This is a genomic window from Pseudoalteromonas sp. Z9A4, assembly GCF_011378845.1.
Classification (GTDB): Bacteria; Pseudomonadota; Gammaproteobacteria; order Enterobacterales; family Alteromonadaceae; genus Pseudoalteromonas; species Pseudoalteromonas arctica.
Genome location: NZ_WTLA01000034.1, coordinates 16,018 through 34,435 on the forward strand (window position 1 = coordinate 16,018; position 18,418 = coordinate 34,435).

At 38.9% G+C, this 18,418-nt stretch carries 17 protein-coding genes and 1 pseudogene; 9 read left to right on the plus strand and 9 right to left on the minus strand.

All coding sequences use genetic code 11. From position 1 onward, the window contains the following. Positions 1–20 precede the first annotated feature (20 nt). Positions 21–1,160, plus strand: coding sequence for an MFS transporter (locus GQR54_RS17630; protein WP_166379315.1), 1,140 nt, complete (start codon positions 21–23; stop codon positions 1,158–1,160). Positions 1,161–1,682: 522 nt separating this feature from the next. Here the strand turns inward: GQR54_RS17630 and GQR54_RS17635 are convergent. The 3 genes from GQR54_RS17635 to GQR54_RS17645 all read right to left on the minus strand — a co-directional run bounded on the left by GQR54_RS17635 (position 1,683) and on the right by GQR54_RS17645 (position 3,856). Beyond that, positions 1,683–2,564 (minus strand): alpha/beta hydrolase-fold protein, encoded by an 882-nt coding sequence (locus GQR54_RS17635; protein ID WP_166379317.1) that lies wholly within the window; start codon positions 2,562–2,564, stop codon positions 1,683–1,685. A 30-nt stretch (positions 2,565–2,594) separates the two neighbouring features. Then, a complete protein-coding gene (locus GQR54_RS17640; protein WP_024593948.1) occupies positions 2,595–3,206 on the minus strand; it encodes a MarC family protein in 612 nt (203 codons plus the stop codon). Positions 3,207–3,373: 167 nt separating this feature from the next. Beyond that, a complete protein-coding gene (locus tag GQR54_RS17645) occupies positions 3,374–3,856 on the minus strand; it encodes a GNAT family N-acetyltransferase (protein WP_166379319.1) in 483 nt (160 codons plus the stop codon). Positions 3,857–3,963: 107 nt separating this feature from the next. On the opposite strand from GQR54_RS17645, the gene GQR54_RS17650 reads away from it, so the two are divergent. Further along, positions 3,964–4,164, plus strand: coding sequence for a hypothetical protein (locus GQR54_RS17650; RefSeq protein WP_007586727.1), 201 nt, complete (start codon positions 3,964–3,966; stop codon positions 4,162–4,164). Between the two features lie 58 nt (positions 4,165–4,222). On the opposite strand, the gene GQR54_RS17655 is transcribed toward GQR54_RS17650, so the two are convergent. Continuing rightward, the gene (locus tag GQR54_RS17655) at positions 4,223–4,417 is read right to left on the minus strand and encodes a CPXCG motif-containing cysteine-rich protein (RefSeq protein WP_024593951.1); all 195 of its coding nucleotides are present in this window, start codon (positions 4,415–4,417) and stop codon (positions 4,223–4,225) included. A gap of 287 nt (positions 4,418–4,704) precedes the next feature. Here GQR54_RS17655 and msrA point away from each other — a divergent pair, with 287 nt between their 5' ends. Together msrA and GQR54_RS17665 are read left to right on the plus strand one after the other, a co-directional pair. Next, on the plus strand, positions 4,705–5,304 hold the full coding sequence (msrA, locus tag GQR54_RS17660) for a peptide-methionine (S)-S-oxide reductase MsrA (RefSeq protein WP_166379321.1): 600 nt from the start codon (positions 4,705–4,707) through the stop codon (positions 5,302–5,304). A 226-nt stretch (positions 5,305–5,530) separates the two neighbouring features. Continuing rightward, entirely contained in the window at positions 5,531–6,445 is a 915-nt protein-coding gene (locus GQR54_RS17665) for a 2OG-Fe(II) oxygenase family protein (RefSeq protein WP_166379323.1), read from the plus strand. A gap of 83 nt (positions 6,446–6,528) precedes the next feature. Here GQR54_RS17665 and GQR54_RS17670 read toward each other — a convergent pair whose 3' ends face one another. The 4 genes from GQR54_RS17670 to GQR54_RS17685 are packed head-to-tail and all read right to left on the minus strand — an operon-like array spanning position 6,529 to position 12,235. Then, positions 6,529–8,640 (minus strand): TonB-dependent siderophore receptor, encoded by a 2,112-nt coding sequence (locus GQR54_RS17670; RefSeq protein WP_166379325.1) that lies wholly within the window; start codon positions 8,638–8,640, stop codon positions 6,529–6,531. Positions 8,641–8,664: 24 nt separating this feature from the next. Continuing rightward, a complete protein-coding gene (locus GQR54_RS17675) occupies positions 8,665–9,978 on the minus strand; it encodes a DUF3526 domain-containing protein (protein ID WP_166379327.1) in 1,314 nt (437 codons plus the stop codon). Further along, complete coding sequence (locus GQR54_RS17680; RefSeq protein WP_166379329.1) at positions 9,975–11,423, minus strand: DUF3526 domain-containing protein; 1,449 nt, start codon at positions 11,421–11,423, stop codon at positions 9,975–9,977. Before GQR54_RS17680 ends, GQR54_RS17675 begins: the two co-directional genes overlap by 4 nt. Then, on the minus strand, positions 11,423–12,235 hold the full coding sequence (locus GQR54_RS17685) for an ABC transporter ATP-binding protein (protein WP_197193116.1): 813 nt from the start codon (positions 12,233–12,235) through the stop codon (positions 11,423–11,425). The genes GQR54_RS17680 and GQR54_RS17685 overlap by 1 nt, the downstream gene beginning before the upstream one ends. A gap of 360 nt (positions 12,236–12,595) precedes the next feature. On the opposite strand from GQR54_RS17685, the gene GQR54_RS17690 reads away from it, so the two are divergent. The 5 genes from GQR54_RS17690 (at position 12,596) to GQR54_RS17710 (ending at position 17,727) form a co-directional block, all read left to right on the plus strand. After that, on the plus strand, positions 12,596–13,858 hold the full coding sequence (locus tag GQR54_RS17690; RefSeq protein WP_166379331.1) for a hypothetical protein: 1,263 nt from the start codon (positions 12,596–12,598) through the stop codon (positions 13,856–13,858). A 2-nt stretch (positions 13,859–13,860) separates the two neighbouring features. Beyond that, positions 13,861–14,307, plus strand: coding sequence for a hypothetical protein (locus GQR54_RS17695; RefSeq protein WP_166379333.1), 447 nt, complete (start codon positions 13,861–13,863; stop codon positions 14,305–14,307). Next, complete coding sequence (locus GQR54_RS17700) at positions 14,294–15,922, plus strand: sensor domain-containing diguanylate cyclase (protein WP_166379335.1); 1,629 nt, start codon at positions 14,294–14,296, stop codon at positions 15,920–15,922. Before GQR54_RS17695 ends, GQR54_RS17700 begins: the two co-directional genes overlap by 14 nt. A gap of 163 nt (positions 15,923–16,085) precedes the next feature. Further along, positions 16,086–16,787 (plus strand): metal-dependent hydrolase, encoded by a 702-nt coding sequence (locus GQR54_RS17705; protein ID WP_166379337.1) that lies wholly within the window; start codon positions 16,086–16,088, stop codon positions 16,785–16,787. Between the two features lie 337 nt (positions 16,788–17,124). Then, positions 17,125–17,727, plus strand: a complete 603-nt coding sequence (locus GQR54_RS17710; RefSeq protein WP_166379339.1) for a thiamine biosynthesis protein ThiC — start codon at positions 17,125–17,127, stop codon at positions 17,725–17,727. Positions 17,728–18,134: 407 nt separating this feature from the next. On the opposite strand, the pseudogene GQR54_RS17715 reads toward GQR54_RS17710, so the two are convergent. Beyond that, positions 18,135–18,418: pseudogene (locus GQR54_RS17715) on the minus strand (transposase); the annotation flags it as partial.

Here is an 18,418-nt window from a genome sequence, read left to right on the forward strand (position 1 = left end):
TTAAAACTTAAGGAGTAAAAATGAGTATGTTAAAAACAGCGGGTAGCTTTACATTACTGTGTATTGCCAGCTTAACTATTATGGTGGGAACCCTACTTGCGCCAGGTTTAGTAAGTATTTCACAAGGATTAGGTATAACCGATAACACCGTACTTTTAATTACGTTGCCATCGTTAGGCGCTGTGGTTTTTGCGCTGCTAGCAGGAAAATTAATAGATAAATACGGAGCTTATAAACTTTTAGTAATTGGATTATTTTTATATGGGGTTGCAGGTGCCAGCGCTTACTTTTTAAAAGGCCCAACGCTTGTATTTGCTAATCGATTTTTACTCGGCGGTATAACTGCTGTGGTAATGGCAAGTTGTACGGTTTTAATTTCTGCTTGGTACACAGGCGAAGCATGCCTTGGCATGATTGCAAAACAAGGCATGGCGATAGAGTTAGGCGGTGTTATATTTTTATTTTTAGGCGGATTATTAGCGTCGCAATTTTGGGCGCTGCCATTTTCACTTTATTTAATAGCGTGGGTATTTTTGGCCATGCTTTTATTGTTTGTGCCAAGTAAAAACTCACTGGCTAGTAATAGCGATGAAGTGTCAGGACATCTACACCACAAAGCTAATAATGGTCTCTCGTTAAAAAGCGTTTATGTAATTTCAACACTCGCGATGACCATATTTTTTACGTCTACTGTTTTACTGCCCATTACAATGAACGAGGAAAACTTTAACGAATCACAAATAGGCCAACTACTCGCATTTATATCTTTAGTGGCTGTAGTTACCGCAGGCTTTATGCCTAAAATAACAAAGAAGCTTGGTGAGCCCAAGGTTTTGGCATTTGCCTTTTTAGCGTTTAGTTTATCGTATATTTGTTTTACACAAGTAAGCACCCTACTTTTAATTTTAGGCGCAATATTAATAGGTATAGGATTTGGTTTTAGTATCCCGCTTTTAAACCATATGACGGTAGAGCTCAGCGATGTGAAAGTACGCGGCCGTAATTTATCGTACTTTACGATGGCTGTATTTTCGGGTCAGTTTTTTACCTCATTTATGCAGTACATACCTGGTGGTGAAAAAAACGTATTTATAATTTGTAGCGTTTCAGCATTTATAATTGCACTGGTATTGTTTTTTAAACCGATCAAAGCAAAGTAGTCGTAACTTACAAAAGAGCATTTTTATAAATGCTCTTTTTTTATCTAAACCTCTCGCTTTATTATTTGCACTACCTTACTGATTACTTTTTTTTAATTTGACTCTATTGCTAAGTTTAGCATTATAATAACATTTAGCATGATGTGTTCTTTTACTATAAAGCCACCAGCTAATTTATATTAACTGCATTAAGAGTGTAAAAAGATGGTGAAATTATATTGAAATTGCAAAGTACTTACACTGCTTATTGCTGATCACAAAGGCGTAAGGCTGATTAAAAGCAGTAACAAATAGATGCGTATATGCTCATAGGTACTGACAGCATTCTAACTCAATAGCTACGCACTGTATATAAATACAGTGCGTGTATTTCCTGTGCAAATATAATTTAAACCAACTTTCCTTTGTAAGTCGTTAATAATATTAAACTAAGTAAAGTGCTATAAAATTGATTGAGCATTCTAAATACACAAAACAGCGGTAACTGTATATACATACAGTTACCGCTTAAACCTATCTAACCTACTTTTTAATAAACGCACTATAACCAGCTAATGCCTTTGATACACTAAGTGGTGGATTATCTGAATGCTCAGCACCTTCGTTTATAGCGCTTTGCCACGCAAGGCTATTATTAGGATTTGCTTTTAAAGCAGACTCTAAATTATTAAACGCTTTTAACATTAACGGATGCTCTGCCCCACCCACCGAAAGATATAAATAAGTAGGCGCCTTAACTTTGTTAGCTTGAGTAGTTAAAAACGCTTCTACATTATTAACCACTGTCATGTCGTCATACCAAGCCGCTGGGCTAAATGCAAAGTAGCCATTAAACAGTTCAGGCCTTGTATGCAGTGTATAAAGTACAAAGCTGCCACCGGCAGAAAAACCACTTAATACACGGTTATTACTAAGCTTATATTTTGCCGATAAATACGGGAATAACTCAGTTTCAATAAACGCTAAAAACTTGTCGGCTTCACCATTAGGCTCTATAAGTGTTTCGCCCTCTGGGCGCGCTTGTGTATTTACATCTTGGCGAGCATAAGGAGGCACTAAATCGCGATTACGTGTATCTGTAAAAAACAAATTAGGAATAGACACCAATATAGCCTTATCCCATTTTTCGCTCTTAGCTTGCTTTGTAAGTGCTTTGTCCCATGTATCTAAATTAAAGTTACCATCGGTTTTAATAATTAACGGATACGCTTTTTTAGGATTGTAATTAGCGGGTAATCTTATAAACACTTTGCGCGACTCATTAAGCACGCTTGAGTTAATTGTTACGTCTGTATAGGCCGATACATAATGGTTGTAATAGCGTATGGCTAAAATACCGATAGCAAAAATGACTACGGCTAAACTTAAATTAATAAAATAGTGTTTTGTTATTTTTATTGCCATGCGGCGTTCCTTCAAATGTTTAAGAGTTATTTAATCGAGCTTAACCCATTGTTTTATTTCAAGCGCGGTCATAATAAGCTCAACCGAAAATGCGGCTAAAATCATCCCCATCACACGCGTTAAAATAGACGCGCCGCCAGTACCAATAAGCTTAATTATTTTACCCGAAAGCAGCAACAGTATTAAAGTAATACCCAACACACCAAGTGTAACAAGCGCTGTGCCTATCTGAGTAGTAATTGGGTGTATGTGGTTGTCGGTAAGTAGTATCACCGCCAAAATAGCGCCAGGGGTCGCAGTTGCTGGTATAGCTAGCGGAAACACTGCTATATCGTGATCGGGGTCTTGTTTAGCTTTGTTAGAATCGTTTCCAAATATCATTTGCAGGCCAAACAAAAACAATATAATTCCGCCCCCTAACTGAAACGACACCAACCTAATTCCCATCGCATTAAGTATTAGCTGCCCTATTAAAATAGAACCCAATAGTACGCAACCAGCATAAAGGACCGTTTTAAAGGCTGTTTTACGACGTTGTTGATCTGTTAAATGAGAAGTAAGCGCAGCAAACAGCGCCATAGTGCCTATTGGGTCAATGGTAGCCCAAATAACAAGCGCATCTTGAGATAGTTTTTCTAGCATATAAAATCCTTGTTAAGCGTAAATATTTAATAAAACACGGGTAACAAATTCATTTGCTTATGCTTAACTATAATAGAAAGCCGTTATTTTTTGTATTTTATTTACACTTGGAGGCGTTGACCTTTCAGGATTGAAAAAAGATAAGCACTTATAATTGTAGTATTGAGTTAAAGTGATTTATGCCAAATAGAATTTTCTCTTAAGCTAAAACCTAACTTAATAAGTAAATTATGGGAACGTGCATTGTGTGCACTCACCTCAGCCGATAAATGTTTAAGCGGAACATGCTTAAGTAGCGTTTCAATAAAACCAGTGACTACTTCAAACATTACGCCTTTATCCCAAAAGTCGGGGTGCAGCTCAAATCCTATAAACGCACTACTTTTACACGGCGTTAAATTATAAAGCCCACAAGTACCCATTAACTTTCCAGATATATTATGTTCAATTGCAACTCTAATCACTTCACCTTCGTAATAGGCACTAATATCATCTTGTATTAATTGTTTGATTTGTGTTTTGCTGAGCGGTGTTTCGTAGTCGTTAAATTCTGACACATGCGGGTGGTTTAAAATATTAAATAAACACGCAGCGTGTTTGTGGGTAATTAAACGCAGCGTAACGCGTTCAAGCTTTGTGGTATTAAACATTTTATTTAAGTGGTTAGTTAAATTAGCTCTTTATGGGCAGGCATTATTAACTTACCATACCCCATTAACAAGCATTATCTTTAAAGCAAAAAGAGTAAGAGAACGTAATGAGTGACGATTTTCAAGTAATACAACCCACTACCACAGTATATTGCCCAAAGCGCGGCGAAGGCTGGACCTTAACAGGCATTACTAATATTAACGAGTTTACCTCAGTAATGTTTGACGGCACACGCTATACACTTCCAGCACGCGAAATAGTAGAAGAACTTCTTCCTAACCAATTAGCGCGTGAGCAAAATAGCTAACCAAACACATACACAATAAAAAGGCTGCAATTTTGCAGCCTAATATCTAATTAACGAGTTAAAATGCTTCGTCTTCACTGTAAACATTAACGTTTAACTCGTCCTCATCTTCAAATACTACAAACGAAATAGGCTTACAGCATACTTGGCAGTCTTCTATGTATTGCTCATCAATATCTGCTGCATCAAGTAATACTTCAATACTTTCTCCACAATAGGGGCAGCTTATTGATTTTTCAGTTAACTGGTTCATTTATCACCTGCTAATTTATATCTCGAATGTTGTCACTTTAATGAACAAGCCAGCATAATTCAACACCCCATTAAATAACGCTTATTTGGCTAACCCAATTAAACCATGCTACTAACTAAAAAGTGATCTAAATACCTGCTTTACGTTTATAAAACATCTTAAGCACATTAGTTTGCACCATATATAAGTTAGCCAGCTAAAACTATGCCTCTACAATGAAATAGTATTAGCACTTAGCGGGTCTAACTTCATAAGTATTTAAACTCACACTTCAGGTGGATAATTTTATGAAAAAATCACTCGCACTCGCATTAACATCTGCCGCAATATTATTTAGCACATTTACTCATGCAGCTAAAACCGAAAAAGCCGTTCTAGCTGGAGGTTGTTTTTGGTGTATGGAAAGTGACTTTGAAAAGCTAGAAGGCGTAACCGATGTAATATCGGGCTTTACTGGCGGCAAACTTAAAAACCCGACATACAATGGTAATCATAAAGGCCATTACGAGGCTGTAGAAATTACTTACGACCCAGCCATAGTAAGCTATCAAGGTATACTTGATCATTACTGGGTTAATATTGATCCCTTTGATGCCAAAGGCCAGTTTTGCGATAAAGGCCCTAGTTACTTAAGCGCTATATTTGCACAAAACGACGAACAACGTAAATTAGCTGAAAAAACAAAAGCAGCAGTAGTTGCCGAGTTTCCTAATCAAACTGTGGTTACACCTATACTAAACGCAAGTACCTTTTACCCTATTAAAGGGAGGGAAAGCTTTCACCAAGATTATTACAAAAACAACCCAATCCGATACAACACCTATCGTTGGCGTTGTGGTCGCGACAGCCGCCTAGAAGATATTTGGGGCGACAGAGCAACCCACTAGTATTTATTAAGCAACTTAAATTACACCAACAAAAGGCTGCGTATTGTGCAGCCTTTTACATATCTACAAAGCTAGCTTTCTCTGCTTCAAAAAGTATACAAATCTTCATTATCAATAAATAGTATATTCTGTTTCCTAAAGCAGGCTGTTTATCTACTGAATCAAATGCAATAAATTGCACTCCTAGATTGATATAAACCAAATTCAACAACTGGAGTTACACAAAATGTTTGCCAATCAATTACAGCTAGCGCGTGCTCTAGAGTTACCTACACGCCAAGCCATGCTTTACCGTGAACCAGCAGTACAACACTTTTGGAATAGCAACACCGACCTAATTACAAACGCGTGGAGCGAATGGGAAACAACATCAATAGATGGCTCAACGTTTACGCTTGACGACACACTACTTGATAAAAACCTACGTGAAGCAGTAAAGCAAGCATGGGAAGATCCATCAAAAGAGCTGGCCGTAAAAGCGTTATTACACGAAGTAGCGCCTGATGTATTTCAATTTCAATTTTTTGATCCAGAGCGCCTTGCCGTATTACGCGGGTATTTAGAACAAGTATGGAATTCGCAAATTCCTATGCGCCCACCATATGGCATAGTGTTAAATCGCCGTGGTGCCATGCTTGATAGCCGATCAGAAGGTTATTTAGCAGCGCCAAGCTTTCAAGCGTTTTATAACGAAATACTAAACACTTATATGCGCCCTATTTCGCGTATGTTGTTCCCGGAGGTTACGGGGTTTGATACACAAACGTTTGGTTTTTCTATTTATTATGAGCCAAACACAGATTCGTCAATTCGCCCACATACCGATGCATCGGCCGTAACGCTTAATATTAACTTAAACTTACCAGGCGAAGAGTTTACAGGGTCAGAAGTTGACTTTTATCACCCGTACACAGGCGACATTAAATCACTTACGTTTAAGCCCGGCACTGCCATGTTACATCGTGGCAATATTGCACACGCAGCAAAGCCTATTACCAGTGGTGAGCGAACTAATTTTGTTTTGTGGTTGTATGGAGAACGCGGGCGATTACCAGCACAAGGTGCACCACGCATTCCTATTAATGCTAAACAGCGCTGGATTAACCCTAAAAAGACGAACGACGGCTATGCACCGTTTTAATCGAGTTTTTAACTAAGTTTTTAACTAACAAAAAGGCTGCTTAATTTAAGCAGCCTTTTTGTTAGTATCGTTTTAGTTTACGTTTAAAACTTATACGTTGCAGATAGCCTTACACTTCTGGGTGTGCCCGGTTGAACCCAGGCATCAGCAAATGAGTTAGTGTAATAGGTCTCATCAAACAGGTTATCTACTTCTGCACGCAAGCCAATTGCCTTAGTTACATCAATATCTATAAAAGTACGCGCTGTTGCATAGCTTGGTAGCTCAAAGTCGGTACCAAAAAAACCGTTTCGAGAGTCTACATAAACTAAACCTGCGCCAAATTTAATTGCTTTGCCATATAACTCGGCTGATTTAACAAGCTGTAAACTAAGTTGATGTTTAGGAATATTTAATAAAGAACTGCCCGCTTCAACGGTATAGCCAAAGTTAGCATCAAAAAATGAGTTTTCAATAGTTGCATCAACATACGCATACGATAACCAAAGGCTTACATCATCCGTTAGCTCACCGTTTATATCAATTTCTATGCCTTTGCTTTGTGCTTCGCCTATTGCAGCAAAAGTAAATGCAGTGGGATCGTCAACCACCAGCATGTTGTCTTGCTCTACTTTAAACATCGCGATAGTGCCAAATAAAGCGCCATCGTTTAAAGTAAATTTAACTCCCAACTCTGTTGAAGTAGATTGATTTGGTTCAAACCCATCGCCATTTGTATCAGTGCCTGATAAAGGCCTAAAGTTTTCGCCATAAGCGGCATAAACAGATACAAACTCGCTCGCCTCATACACAACACCTAACTGGGGGCTAACACGTGACTCATTTTGTTTTGATTGCGTGTCAGCTAAACGATTATTAAGTGTTTTTTGGTAGTCATCAAAACGTATACCAATACGTACATCAAGCTTATCGGTTAGGCTTATTTGGTCTTGTATAAATACACCTAACGACTCCTGTACTTCTAACTTATCGGTATTGGCCGTTGGCGTAGGTAACTCATATGCTCCATATACAGGATTAAAAACATTTATATACTGATCGCCACGTACACGAAGAACAAATTGATCATTTTCGAACTTATCAGAATCAACACCAATTATTAAACGGTGATCCAACCCTGCAACCTCTAAACTACCTGTCACCTCTGCTCTAAATACCTGATATTTTGCATTGTAATCACGGTAGCGCCTAAAGCGATTTACTTCGCCATCAATCACGTCATCAAAACCAGTTTCGGTAGCAAACCCTTCAAGTGAGGTATCACGGTAGTTAGCGCCCAGCAATACGCTCCAATTATCATTAAAGTCATGAATAAACTCTAATTGATGGCCAAGTACATCAGCCTCTATTGGGCCATCACCTGGCTCACCTAAAAAGCGGCTCTCTGGTATTAAACCAAGTTCGCCATCTATGGCTAATACGCCTCTATCAAAAGGGACCTCTTGGTCGCTGTATTCAAGCTCATATATTAGCTGGCTATTATCATTAATATTCCATGTTATTGATGGGCTAAAGCCTTGTTTAGTTGTCTCTATTGTATCGCGAAAGCTTTTTGCGTCTTCATAAAAACCAACCAGTCTAATTGCTACGTCGTCGCTAAGGGGCGTGGTGTAATCTACATCAGCGCGGTAGGTATCAAAGCTGCCTACGCTTAGCTTTAGCTCGCCGCTTGTATCAAACGTTGGGCGCTTAGTAACGAGATTTACAGTACCGCCAGGTTCACCACAGCCAAATAAAGCAGCACGTGGACCTTTTAACACCTCAACCGATTCAATACCCGACAAATCACGTGAGCCACCAAAGCCACGCCCAGCATTAAACCCATTGACAAGGTAATTGCTTGGCAAGTTTTCATCGCCTACAAAGCCACGTAGCGCAAAGCTATTCCAAAGCCCGCCAAAGTTATTTTGACGCGCTACCGATGCCGATAAATCAAGCGCTTGATTTAAATTTATCGCACCTGCGTTTTCAAGCGCTTCTAAATCTATTTTTAATTCTGATTGCGGAGTTTCTAAAGGGCTAAAATTGCCTTGATAAGCTTGGCGCGAGCCAATCACTGCCAATCTTTCTATAGAGCTATTATTTACGCTGTCATCCTTTGGGGTTTGTTCAGCAGCCATAGCGTGGCTGCTAAACAAACTGACTAAGCATGCGCTTAAATAGCTGAGCTTTAGCCCATTTTTATTGGTATTCATTATAAACCTTGTTAATTAGTTGACTCATAAATTTTCTTTTAGCTTAACGCCTGTAACGTCAGGCTCATCCGTTTCATTAAGCATTGTTTTTTTAAAGCTAGGCATACTCTTAAGCGCAGCTTTAGGTGGATTGCCTTTTATAAACAGCCAAGGGTAGTAAAACTCCCTTAAACTTTTATGAAATCCTCGCATACGGTATTCATATCTAAATGCAGCTAAAGCATCAGTGCTCGCCAGTCGGGTAAAACTGCGTTGTAGCAATAGTGGTGGTGAAAACCACGATACAATCCCCGCTAGTTGATACTTTGTATGCGCTGCATCACGATAAGCATGTGAAAGTTCACCTGCTTTTTCGTCTCCAACTTGCTGAAATGCGTAATACCATTTCCACTCAAACTCGCTTTGCATATCAACATGATCTTTCCACTGTGGATTTGATGCTACAAAAGCATCCATTGTGGTTTTCTTTGGCAAGTCCCATGCATCGTTAACCGCCTCACGCTGAGTAAGCACAATGTCGCCGCCCTTTGGTGAGTGAACCGTTTTGTTTATAACTAAATCGCCTAAAATAGGAATAATAAAGGCAACTAACACCCAAAAACCGATTAATGTTGAAGCAACACGCGGCGCACTGTTGGCATTTTTGCCCCACCACACACTAAGCAAAGTCCAAAACGCAATGTAAATTACACATATAAAAGTAACAAACCCCACATCAGCAAGGGCCGAATGACTAAGCAATGTACCTACATAAAATGGCAACATTAAACACACTATTACTGCTATTAACCTTACAGCTATACGCGCCCCCCATAATGCAAAGTACGACTTAGCCGTAGTCACTAATAAGTCATGTCTGGCGCTTGTTCGCTCATTAGCAAATAAATCATGAAATAGTAAAATAACTATCAGCGGTGCTAATGCACTAATTACAAATACAAAATCAATTTTACCTGCCTGCGCTAGCTCTGCGTTTTGTGAATCGCTCTCGTAAATTTGCCTCTCTAGGGCAAGTAAATTTAAGCGGTGTTTCCACGGATAAATATCGCGCTCGCCTAAAGCAGCAAACGCTAAATTTGAAGGTGCTGAATACGTTAAATGAAAGCTGTAATAGGCAAGCGAACCAGCATCACTGTATTTATTTTGTACGTTAGCTAATTCAGTTAAATCAGCCGTTTTTAAACGCTCAATAGTATGTTGTTGCTGGCTTACTTCACTAAGGCCGCTGAAAACTGCAAACCCTGATATAGCAAATGTACATGCTAGTAATATCACTAAATATTTTTGGCGAAGTAAAAAACGCCATTCACGAATTAGCTGTGAAAATACATAACTCATAACAAACGCTTCCCTACAAATTTAATACCGCCTAACAGCACTGCAATCCAAAGAAATAACTGTAAAAATGCAGGGATACTTCGCTGCGCTCTCACTTGTGCGTTATCTATATTAAAAGTAAAGTTTTGCAGTACTTGCCAATTTTGTGCACTTACACGAGCTTGCTTAGTCGCTTCGGTACTGGCATTGCGGTTCATATCGTCTTGGTAGCTAAGCTTTTCTACATGAACTTTGTTAAGCCCTTGCACAAAATCAAAACGCAACTGTTCGGTTTCACGCAAAAAGCGGTGATGAGTTTCAATACTCGTTCCTACTACAATCATCGATAACGACCGAATAGCCACCATAGGTGAAACCCAACCAAAATAACGAGATACCTTCGTTTGTTTAAGCTCAGCTTGCATACGTTGCTCGGCAAATTTGTTTAATACGTTAGTCAATTTTGCTTCAGATTCGCTGGCTACTAATCCTCTAAAATTAATCGGTAGTTCATCTATACTTTTAACGTTGTACTTTTTAAGAAGTGATTGTTTAAATTGCATAAAGGCAGGGTCGTTTGCGTTATGGCCGTCGCCTAATTTTCTAAGTTGTGCTTTTACAGCAAAGTCTGTTTCTATTTTACCGGCAGATGGCACAGCCGTTGAGGCACTGGTACTTGCTACGCGTGGCATAACAATACACAGTAAAATCCACACAAAGGCAAGTGCGGTAAAGCTGCCACTGTTTTTACTAAACACGCTCGATGCCAGTAAAATCAGTAATACCCACACAGTTAAATATAAAGCGTAGCCAACAACAAAACTTACAACTGCCAGTAAGCTTTCGCCCGCAGCAACCGTAAATAAAGCCGATACCGTAAGCGGAGTTAAAATTAAGCCTACAACAGAAAGTAGCGCCAATCCTTTACCTGCAATTAGCGTTACACCCGATGTACCTTGCGATAACAAATACGAAAGCGTTTGCAATTCGCGCTCTCGGCTAATACCGCTGTAGCCAATTAATATTAATAATAACGGTGCGAGTGTTTGCACAATAAATGCAGGCGTTAAACTGCCTAATTTAGTTAATGCAGTCCCTTGGCGACTATCTGCAAACATTGCGCTGTTTTGTCTGTGCCCTTCTAAAAATATAGAGTTGCCTGTATAAGCGTCAATACCAGGGTCTAGCGTACTAAGTGGCGAAGGCGTTCTAAACGCATAATGCCCGTAATGCACCATTCTGTGTGGATGGCGGTCGGGTTGATCAACAAAGCTTTTATCGCTTGTTGTTTGTAACTCATGGCGAGTATGGCTTAGCTCCATCATGGTAATAGCCGTTACAATTACCGAAGCAAGCGTGAGCACCAAACCTATAGCAAGCACGGTCATTGCTATTTTTGAGCGTAGCCAATAACGCCACTCATCTTTGGCAACAATCACCACCTTTGAAAAGTTATTTATACTCATTAAGCACCTCTTTTAGCGTGATGCCCAAACGCAGCGTGTACTTGCTCGGTATCAATACGCCCACTTTGGGGCGCATCAAACTCACCCACCAGCTCACCGTTTTTAAGTAAACCAATTCGATTAGCGACTTGGCAGGCACCGTATACATCGTGGGTAACCATTAAAATAGTCGCACCAGTTAATGCAAGTTCACGTACAAGTTGATTAAATTCATCAATAGCAACAGGATCAAGGCCAGAGGTTGGCTCATCAAGTAAAAAAATGGGTGCTTCACGCAGTATCGCAAGTGCAATTGCTGTTTTTTGCCTCATACCTTTTGAATAAGTTTGCATGTGGCGATCCCACGCATCGTGTTGCAGTGCAACACGATTAAAAGCCGCGTTAATTTGCTCATCTGATTTTTTAATATCAGCGAGTGATAAAAAATATTCAATATTTTCGCGAGCAGTTAAATGCGGATATAACGTAGCCGACTCTGGCAAATACGCTGTTTTACCTCGCACAAAATCAAGCGCTTTACTCACCTCTTTACCCGCTACTTTTACAGAGCCTTCGGTTGGTTTATTAAACCCAAGTAACGTTTTTAACGTGGTTGATTTACCCGCACCATTACCACCAAGTAGCGCATAAACCTCACCTGCAGCCACACTAAAGCTTAAGTTTTTTAAAATAGCGTTATTTTTAATACTAAAATTTAAAGAACTCACTTCAATCATCGCATCACTTAGGACGGCGCCTGCATTGCTAAGTTGTTTATCAAAAGTTTTAGGGGCAATTGTTGGTGTTTTATTAATCGCGGTAGGTGTTGTCACACTCAAACTCTATTTAGGGAAATTAGATAGGTGTGAATGTTATACTATATCAAACGCTAATTGCAACAATATAACATCACTATAATTAACAAATAAGATAATTATGGTTACTTAGTTAATAAGTTATTACTTTGGGAGGTAAAATTAAAGCAACTTAAAATAACCCCTTACACATAGAATTTAGGATGATGTTATGTTTTTAATTTACAATTTAACGTAAATTAAAAACCAAGCATAAGGAGTGAAATTTTTTAGCTTTGCCATGCTAACGCATTTGGTAAAATCTTATGTTGAGTAAGTTGGTAATTTAAAAAAATGTGCTATCTTTTAAATATCCATATCATAAAAATAAGCGCTAACATGTTGTTCCGAGGTACAATTGCCATAGCCATATTGGTAATTTCTGCTGCTAATAAAAGCGATGCAAATGAAGTAGACGTGCAATTTAGTGGTTTTGCATCTTTAACACTCAGTTACACTGACGATTCAGATATCGGCTTTGCATCAAATTATTTAAACGAAAACGATACAGGCTTTTCAGCAACGCGTGATTCAATTTTAGGTGGGCAAGCTAATATATCGCTCTCAAAAAATTGGGACTCTGTGGTTCAAGTAGTAGTACAAGATCATACCTTCAAAAGTCTTGATAATTTTTTAGAACTCGCTTTTGTTCGTTATCGCCCCTCGCGACATTGGGCTATTCGTGCTGGCAGGCTAAACAGCGATCTTTACTTACTCTCTGAATATCCTTATGTAGGATACGCCTATTTGTGGATCCGCCCTCCTCATGAATACTACTCTTTTGCAAACATTGCAGGAAATTACGACGGTGTGGATATTGAATACAGTAAAGCCATTGATGAAGGTTTTTTACGCTTAAAGCTCGCATATGGAAGCTCTACAGCAAAGTTAAAAGCCTATAATGACGACTTTTTTATTGATTTTGATAATTTAACCACCTTTAGTGCCACCTATTCTCTAGATGCATGGACCGCACGTTTCTCTTTATCTAAATCTGATTTTGGTGACTATACGCTAACCTCATTAGATGAGTTTTTAGCCTTACTAGACGCAGTACCACAAAGTATATGGCCACAAGCACAAACGATATCTAACAAATTTAATACCAAAGGCCACAGTATAGAATACGCAGCGTTTGGACTAACCTACGATCATAATAATTGGCTTATTCAATCTGAAGTAGGTATTTCGGAATCCGATTGGATAATAGCTCCATCAGTATTCAGCACTTATATTAGCGCTGGTTATAGGGTAAATAATGCAATATTTTACACTAGCTTTTCAGCAGCAAAAAATCGTCACGATGTTATACAAGTAAACGAACCTGTTTTTTCACCAGGCATACCCGATCAAATTTCAGAGCCAATACAACAGCTAGCACTTGCAACACAGGCTGCTATTAAGGTGCCTTATGTTCATCAGCATTCAATTAACATAGGTGTAAAATGGCAACTGTCGGAGCGATTAGCGCTAAAAGCTCAACTAGACCGCTTTGATATAAAGCCCGAAGGCGCGGGTTTATGGAGTCTTAGTAATCCTGCCGATGTAGACAAAGGCCACAAAGTACATATGCTAAGTTTGAACGCTAGTATGGTGTTTTAACAATGATGAGCTATCGTAACTCACTCCTTTATGTGTTGCTGCCGCTTTGCCTGATTCTTGTTAGTGTTAATGCCAAATCTACAGAGTTTGTAGTGGTGGTAAATAAAAACAATACAATTAACGCTTTATCTAAACGCGAAGTTATTGATATTTATATGGGTCGCTATTTAACGTTTCCTGATGGTGAAACCTCTAAGCCACTTGATTTACCGGCGCAATCAACATTAAAAAATGATTTTTACCTGCAACTGGTCAATAAAAATGAGCAAAAAATTAATGCTTATTGGGCAAGGTTATTATTTTCAGGGCGCGCAAAGCCCCCTTCACCATCAACATCCGTTGAAGATGCGTTAAACAAAATCGCTGCGTCACAATTTGCAATTGGTTATATTCCTCAATCGCAAGTTACAGACGCAGTAAAAGTGGTATACACATTTGATAAAAATTAGCCAAGCACTCTACGTACGCGTTGCTCTATCAATCGCTATTGTCGCCATTGTAGTTACATTAGTATCGTCAACACTTTCTTATTACTCGGGTCTTAAAGAAAAGAAAAACACCAATTACCTACTCGTGCAGCAGTTAGCTCAAACAATGGGAAAAACAGCCGCCATAGCAGCCTACCTAAACGACCGTGAATTAAGCCAAGAAATTATTAATGGCTTGCTAAGTAATGATTTAGTGCAAGGCGCAAGCTTAGAAGGAGAAGTAAACCCAAAAGGAGAAATGGATTTATTTATTGCAAGTGGCTCTACTAACAAGAAAAAAGAAGCTGTTTTAATTAAATTAGTTCACCCCTTTATAGAAGACACTTTTATAGGTGTGCTGGCCATATACCCCGACGATAACTTTATTGAACAACAAGCACAGTCATCACTTATAAAAGAATTTATTTTAATGCTGATTCAATCAATCGTCATCGCTTTTTTTGTGTCGCTGGTTGTACGCAAATGGCTCACTCAGCCTATTCAAAACCTAACAGACAGCTTTGCGACAATTGATCCTACCAATCCCGAAACCATGACAATGCTAGAGTTTAAGCAAGGTAAGCGAGACGAAATAAGCAGGCTAACGCAAGGTATAAATGCCTTAATGCATGAGTTAAAGTTAACCATTAGTAATGAGCAATCCCTTCGTAAAAAAACTCAAGAACTAGAAGCTAAATTTAGACTTATTTTTGAACAAGCCAGCGCCGGTATTTGTTTATTAGATGACAAAAATATTATCACCACCTTTAATCCCGCGTTTAAACATTACTTTACCGTACCCGGCGAAGAAGAATTATCATCCTTGCACTTTCCTGCTCTATTAAATAACGTTGATGAATTACAAAGCCTGCTTGCAGATATTCGTTGTGATAAAAACCCACCACAAGCAACCCTAGATATAGAGTGCAAAGTGGGCTATAAAACCATTTGGTTGCACTGCTTATTTGTAAGACTAACAGAGCAACGTGAAACAAAGCGAAGCGCTCATCAAGAACATTTCGTTGAAGTAATTTTACATGATGTAACTGAGCGCGCCGAACGCGAATTTCAAACCCGCTTTGAAGCCGATCACGACCCACTTACCGACCTACTTAACCGTCGAGCCGGCGAAAAACGCCTTAAAAAAGCACTGCGCGAGTGCATTAAACACAATCAGCACCTAGTACTAATGATGATTGATTTAGATAAGTTTAAACCCATTAACGACACCTACGGCCACGAAGCCGGTGATAAAGTACTTATTGAAATAGCACATCGATTTAAAAAGCACTTTAACCAAGAAACCGACATATGTATCCGCCTAGGCGGTGACGAGTTTATAGTTGCAAGGCAGGTTAATACCTACAACAAAGCAGCATCGCGTGAGCAATCAATCGCTTTGCTAAACGAGTTACAACAAGACATTTATATTTCACAAAATAAAACATGCGCAGTGGGTGCAAGTATTGGTATTGCAGTCGGCCCTAATGATGGTGAAGAGCTACTCGAATTAATGATCAATGGTGACAAAATGCTCTACCACGTAAAAGAAACAGGCCGAGGGCAAATTGCATTTTATGACGAGTTTAAAAAGTAAGATGGTTAATTGAGCTCTTTCAACGCAGTTAGCACTAAAAATGGCTACTAGAGAGTGACTTAGAAGCAGAGCCAAGGTTATTTAAGCCCAATTTTTAAAGAACATTGAACAATAAACTTTTCAATTGTTAGAATGCCCCCCTATTTTCCTATCAAGAGATACAATGGCAAACTTCAATACTCATCTTAATACTGCCGTAATCATCACAGGCTTAACCTCAGCCACCTTATTATCTGCAGGACATATTGAATTAAAGGGCGCACTCTGGTTATGGTTTTTAGGCTCAATCGGCGGCTTATTACCAGACATAGATTCAGATAACTCAACATCACTCGATACTATTTTTAACTTATTCGCACTCAGCGCTGTATTACTGGTACTGCATTACATAACCACCGAACTCATTATTACAATTAGCTTTATCGAGTTAATCGTAGTGCCGTTATTGGTGTACGGGTTTATGAAATATATTATTAGGCCAATTTTTGAATGGATCACAGTACATAGAGGCAGTTGCCACTCTTTACTATTTATAGTGTTATGCGCACTATTAACGACTCAAGTAGTATGGAAACTGAATGACCAATCAACCACACAAGCAGCCGTTTTTGCCTGGTTAACGGGTGGGTTTATTTTACTAGGCGGGTTAATTCATTTATTGCTAGATGAAATTTACAGTGTAGATTTAAGCAATGTCACTATTAAACGCTCTTTCGGCACTGCTTTAAAAATAGCCGACTTCGATAATAAACTAATTACATTGGCGTCGGTTATTGCCATTGCAGGTTTAATCTATGTTGCGCCCCCTACAGAACAAACTATCACAGCCTTAAGTGACTGGTCCCATTTTACGTTTTTATCTTAACAAAGTAATAAGCCAGTTCACCACATGCTCAAAATGTGTGCCCGTTTAGTAATTTAAAGTCAATTCACTAAACGGGTATAAAACACCGTGTTTTAGAGGCATACATGGCTTAACCAAAGCGGCTTTGCAAAATTAGGTTTAATTAAAAGCCATAACCTGAGCTAATTTATTATTAATTAATACTTTTTATAGGTTTAAGTGAAATAATTAACTCGCTTTACCTGTCTTATACCTACAACGATAAACGCTATTTAAATACAAAGACTAAGCGGTTTGATACATTCAAACCCGCAACACCTGTTGAAAGCGTCAAATATAAAATCAAAAGAGGTCCATAATGGAATTTACACATAAACGCACCACCCTAATTACAGCATCGTTATTGTTGATATTGGCGATATCACAGGGTATTTATTCAGCCCTTTACAGTGCTGAAATCAGCTTTTCAAGACAGGTTGCTTGGGGGCTAGAAGCACTGATATTTACTTTACTTGTTGCCTTTGCAGGCACAGCTATGGTGCAAGCCAAAAACGCTCAACTAGGCTGGTCGGCTATCGCGTTTAGCGCAGTACTTAACATAGTGCAGGTAAGCATTGGCCTTACTTTGTTTTCTACATTTGGAAAGGTAGCGGGTACTGTAGAAGGCGCACAACCTTTAATTGGTGGCGTGGTTTCGTTGTCATTCATGATTTACTACGCAGCTAAATTATTGTTAGGATTAGCAGCCATTGTTTTTGGCCTGTCTTTTATCGCTAGAGGCGGCAAAGTAATTGGAGGCCTTACTGCCTTAGCAGGCGGAGTTGCAATGTTAGCCAATGGTATTTTAATTACCTTTGGTCGTGATGGATTTATGCCATCAGGTGTTGCTGGCGCTTCAGGCATGATTGCAACGTTACTTTTAGCGATATGTTTAATTAGTCTTAACCGTAAACAAGACTAAGGCTTAATACCTTATTAGTAAGGTAGTTACTTAAATAAGTTATGAACATCGGCGTGTATTAGAGATGCTAATTCGCCGATGTTTTGCGTTTAAAGTGACGCCCACTTTAAACTTAAAACGTTCGACTACCGCATCCCAAGTTAATGCCCTCTTCGTAATCTAAATGACTAAACTAGACAGCCACTTTAATTAAATGACTAAACTAGACAGCCACTTTAATTGAACAAACAAAACTATGCCAAAAAATTCGCTATTCAGATTAAGAATTTATCTTTTATAACTGGGTCACTTTATTTCATCCGTTAAATAAGTCATTAGCCCTATTAAACCTAAATTACACGCATGAAAATAACTGCATAATGCAGTTGTGATTTATTACTGAATAGTTTTACTGAGTAGCTTAAGTTTTATGCGAGTAGCTTTTCGCAGTTGCTAATATTTGATCGCCGTTTCCGCTTTAAATTTTCACAGTAACTTGCTTGTGAGGCTGGCCTGCCTACTGCACCATGAAATACGCGCGTAAATTGCGTAGTCAGTTTTAACCAGTTCTCTGGGGAGATATTAAGCCTTTCTAACAAAGGTAGGTTCATGTTATCAATATACCCGCGTTTATCCTCTCGTATTATTCGCCCTGTTAGCTCAACAAGTTCAAGGTACGATTTAAGCTCAAACGGCAGCCCTTTAGGCATAA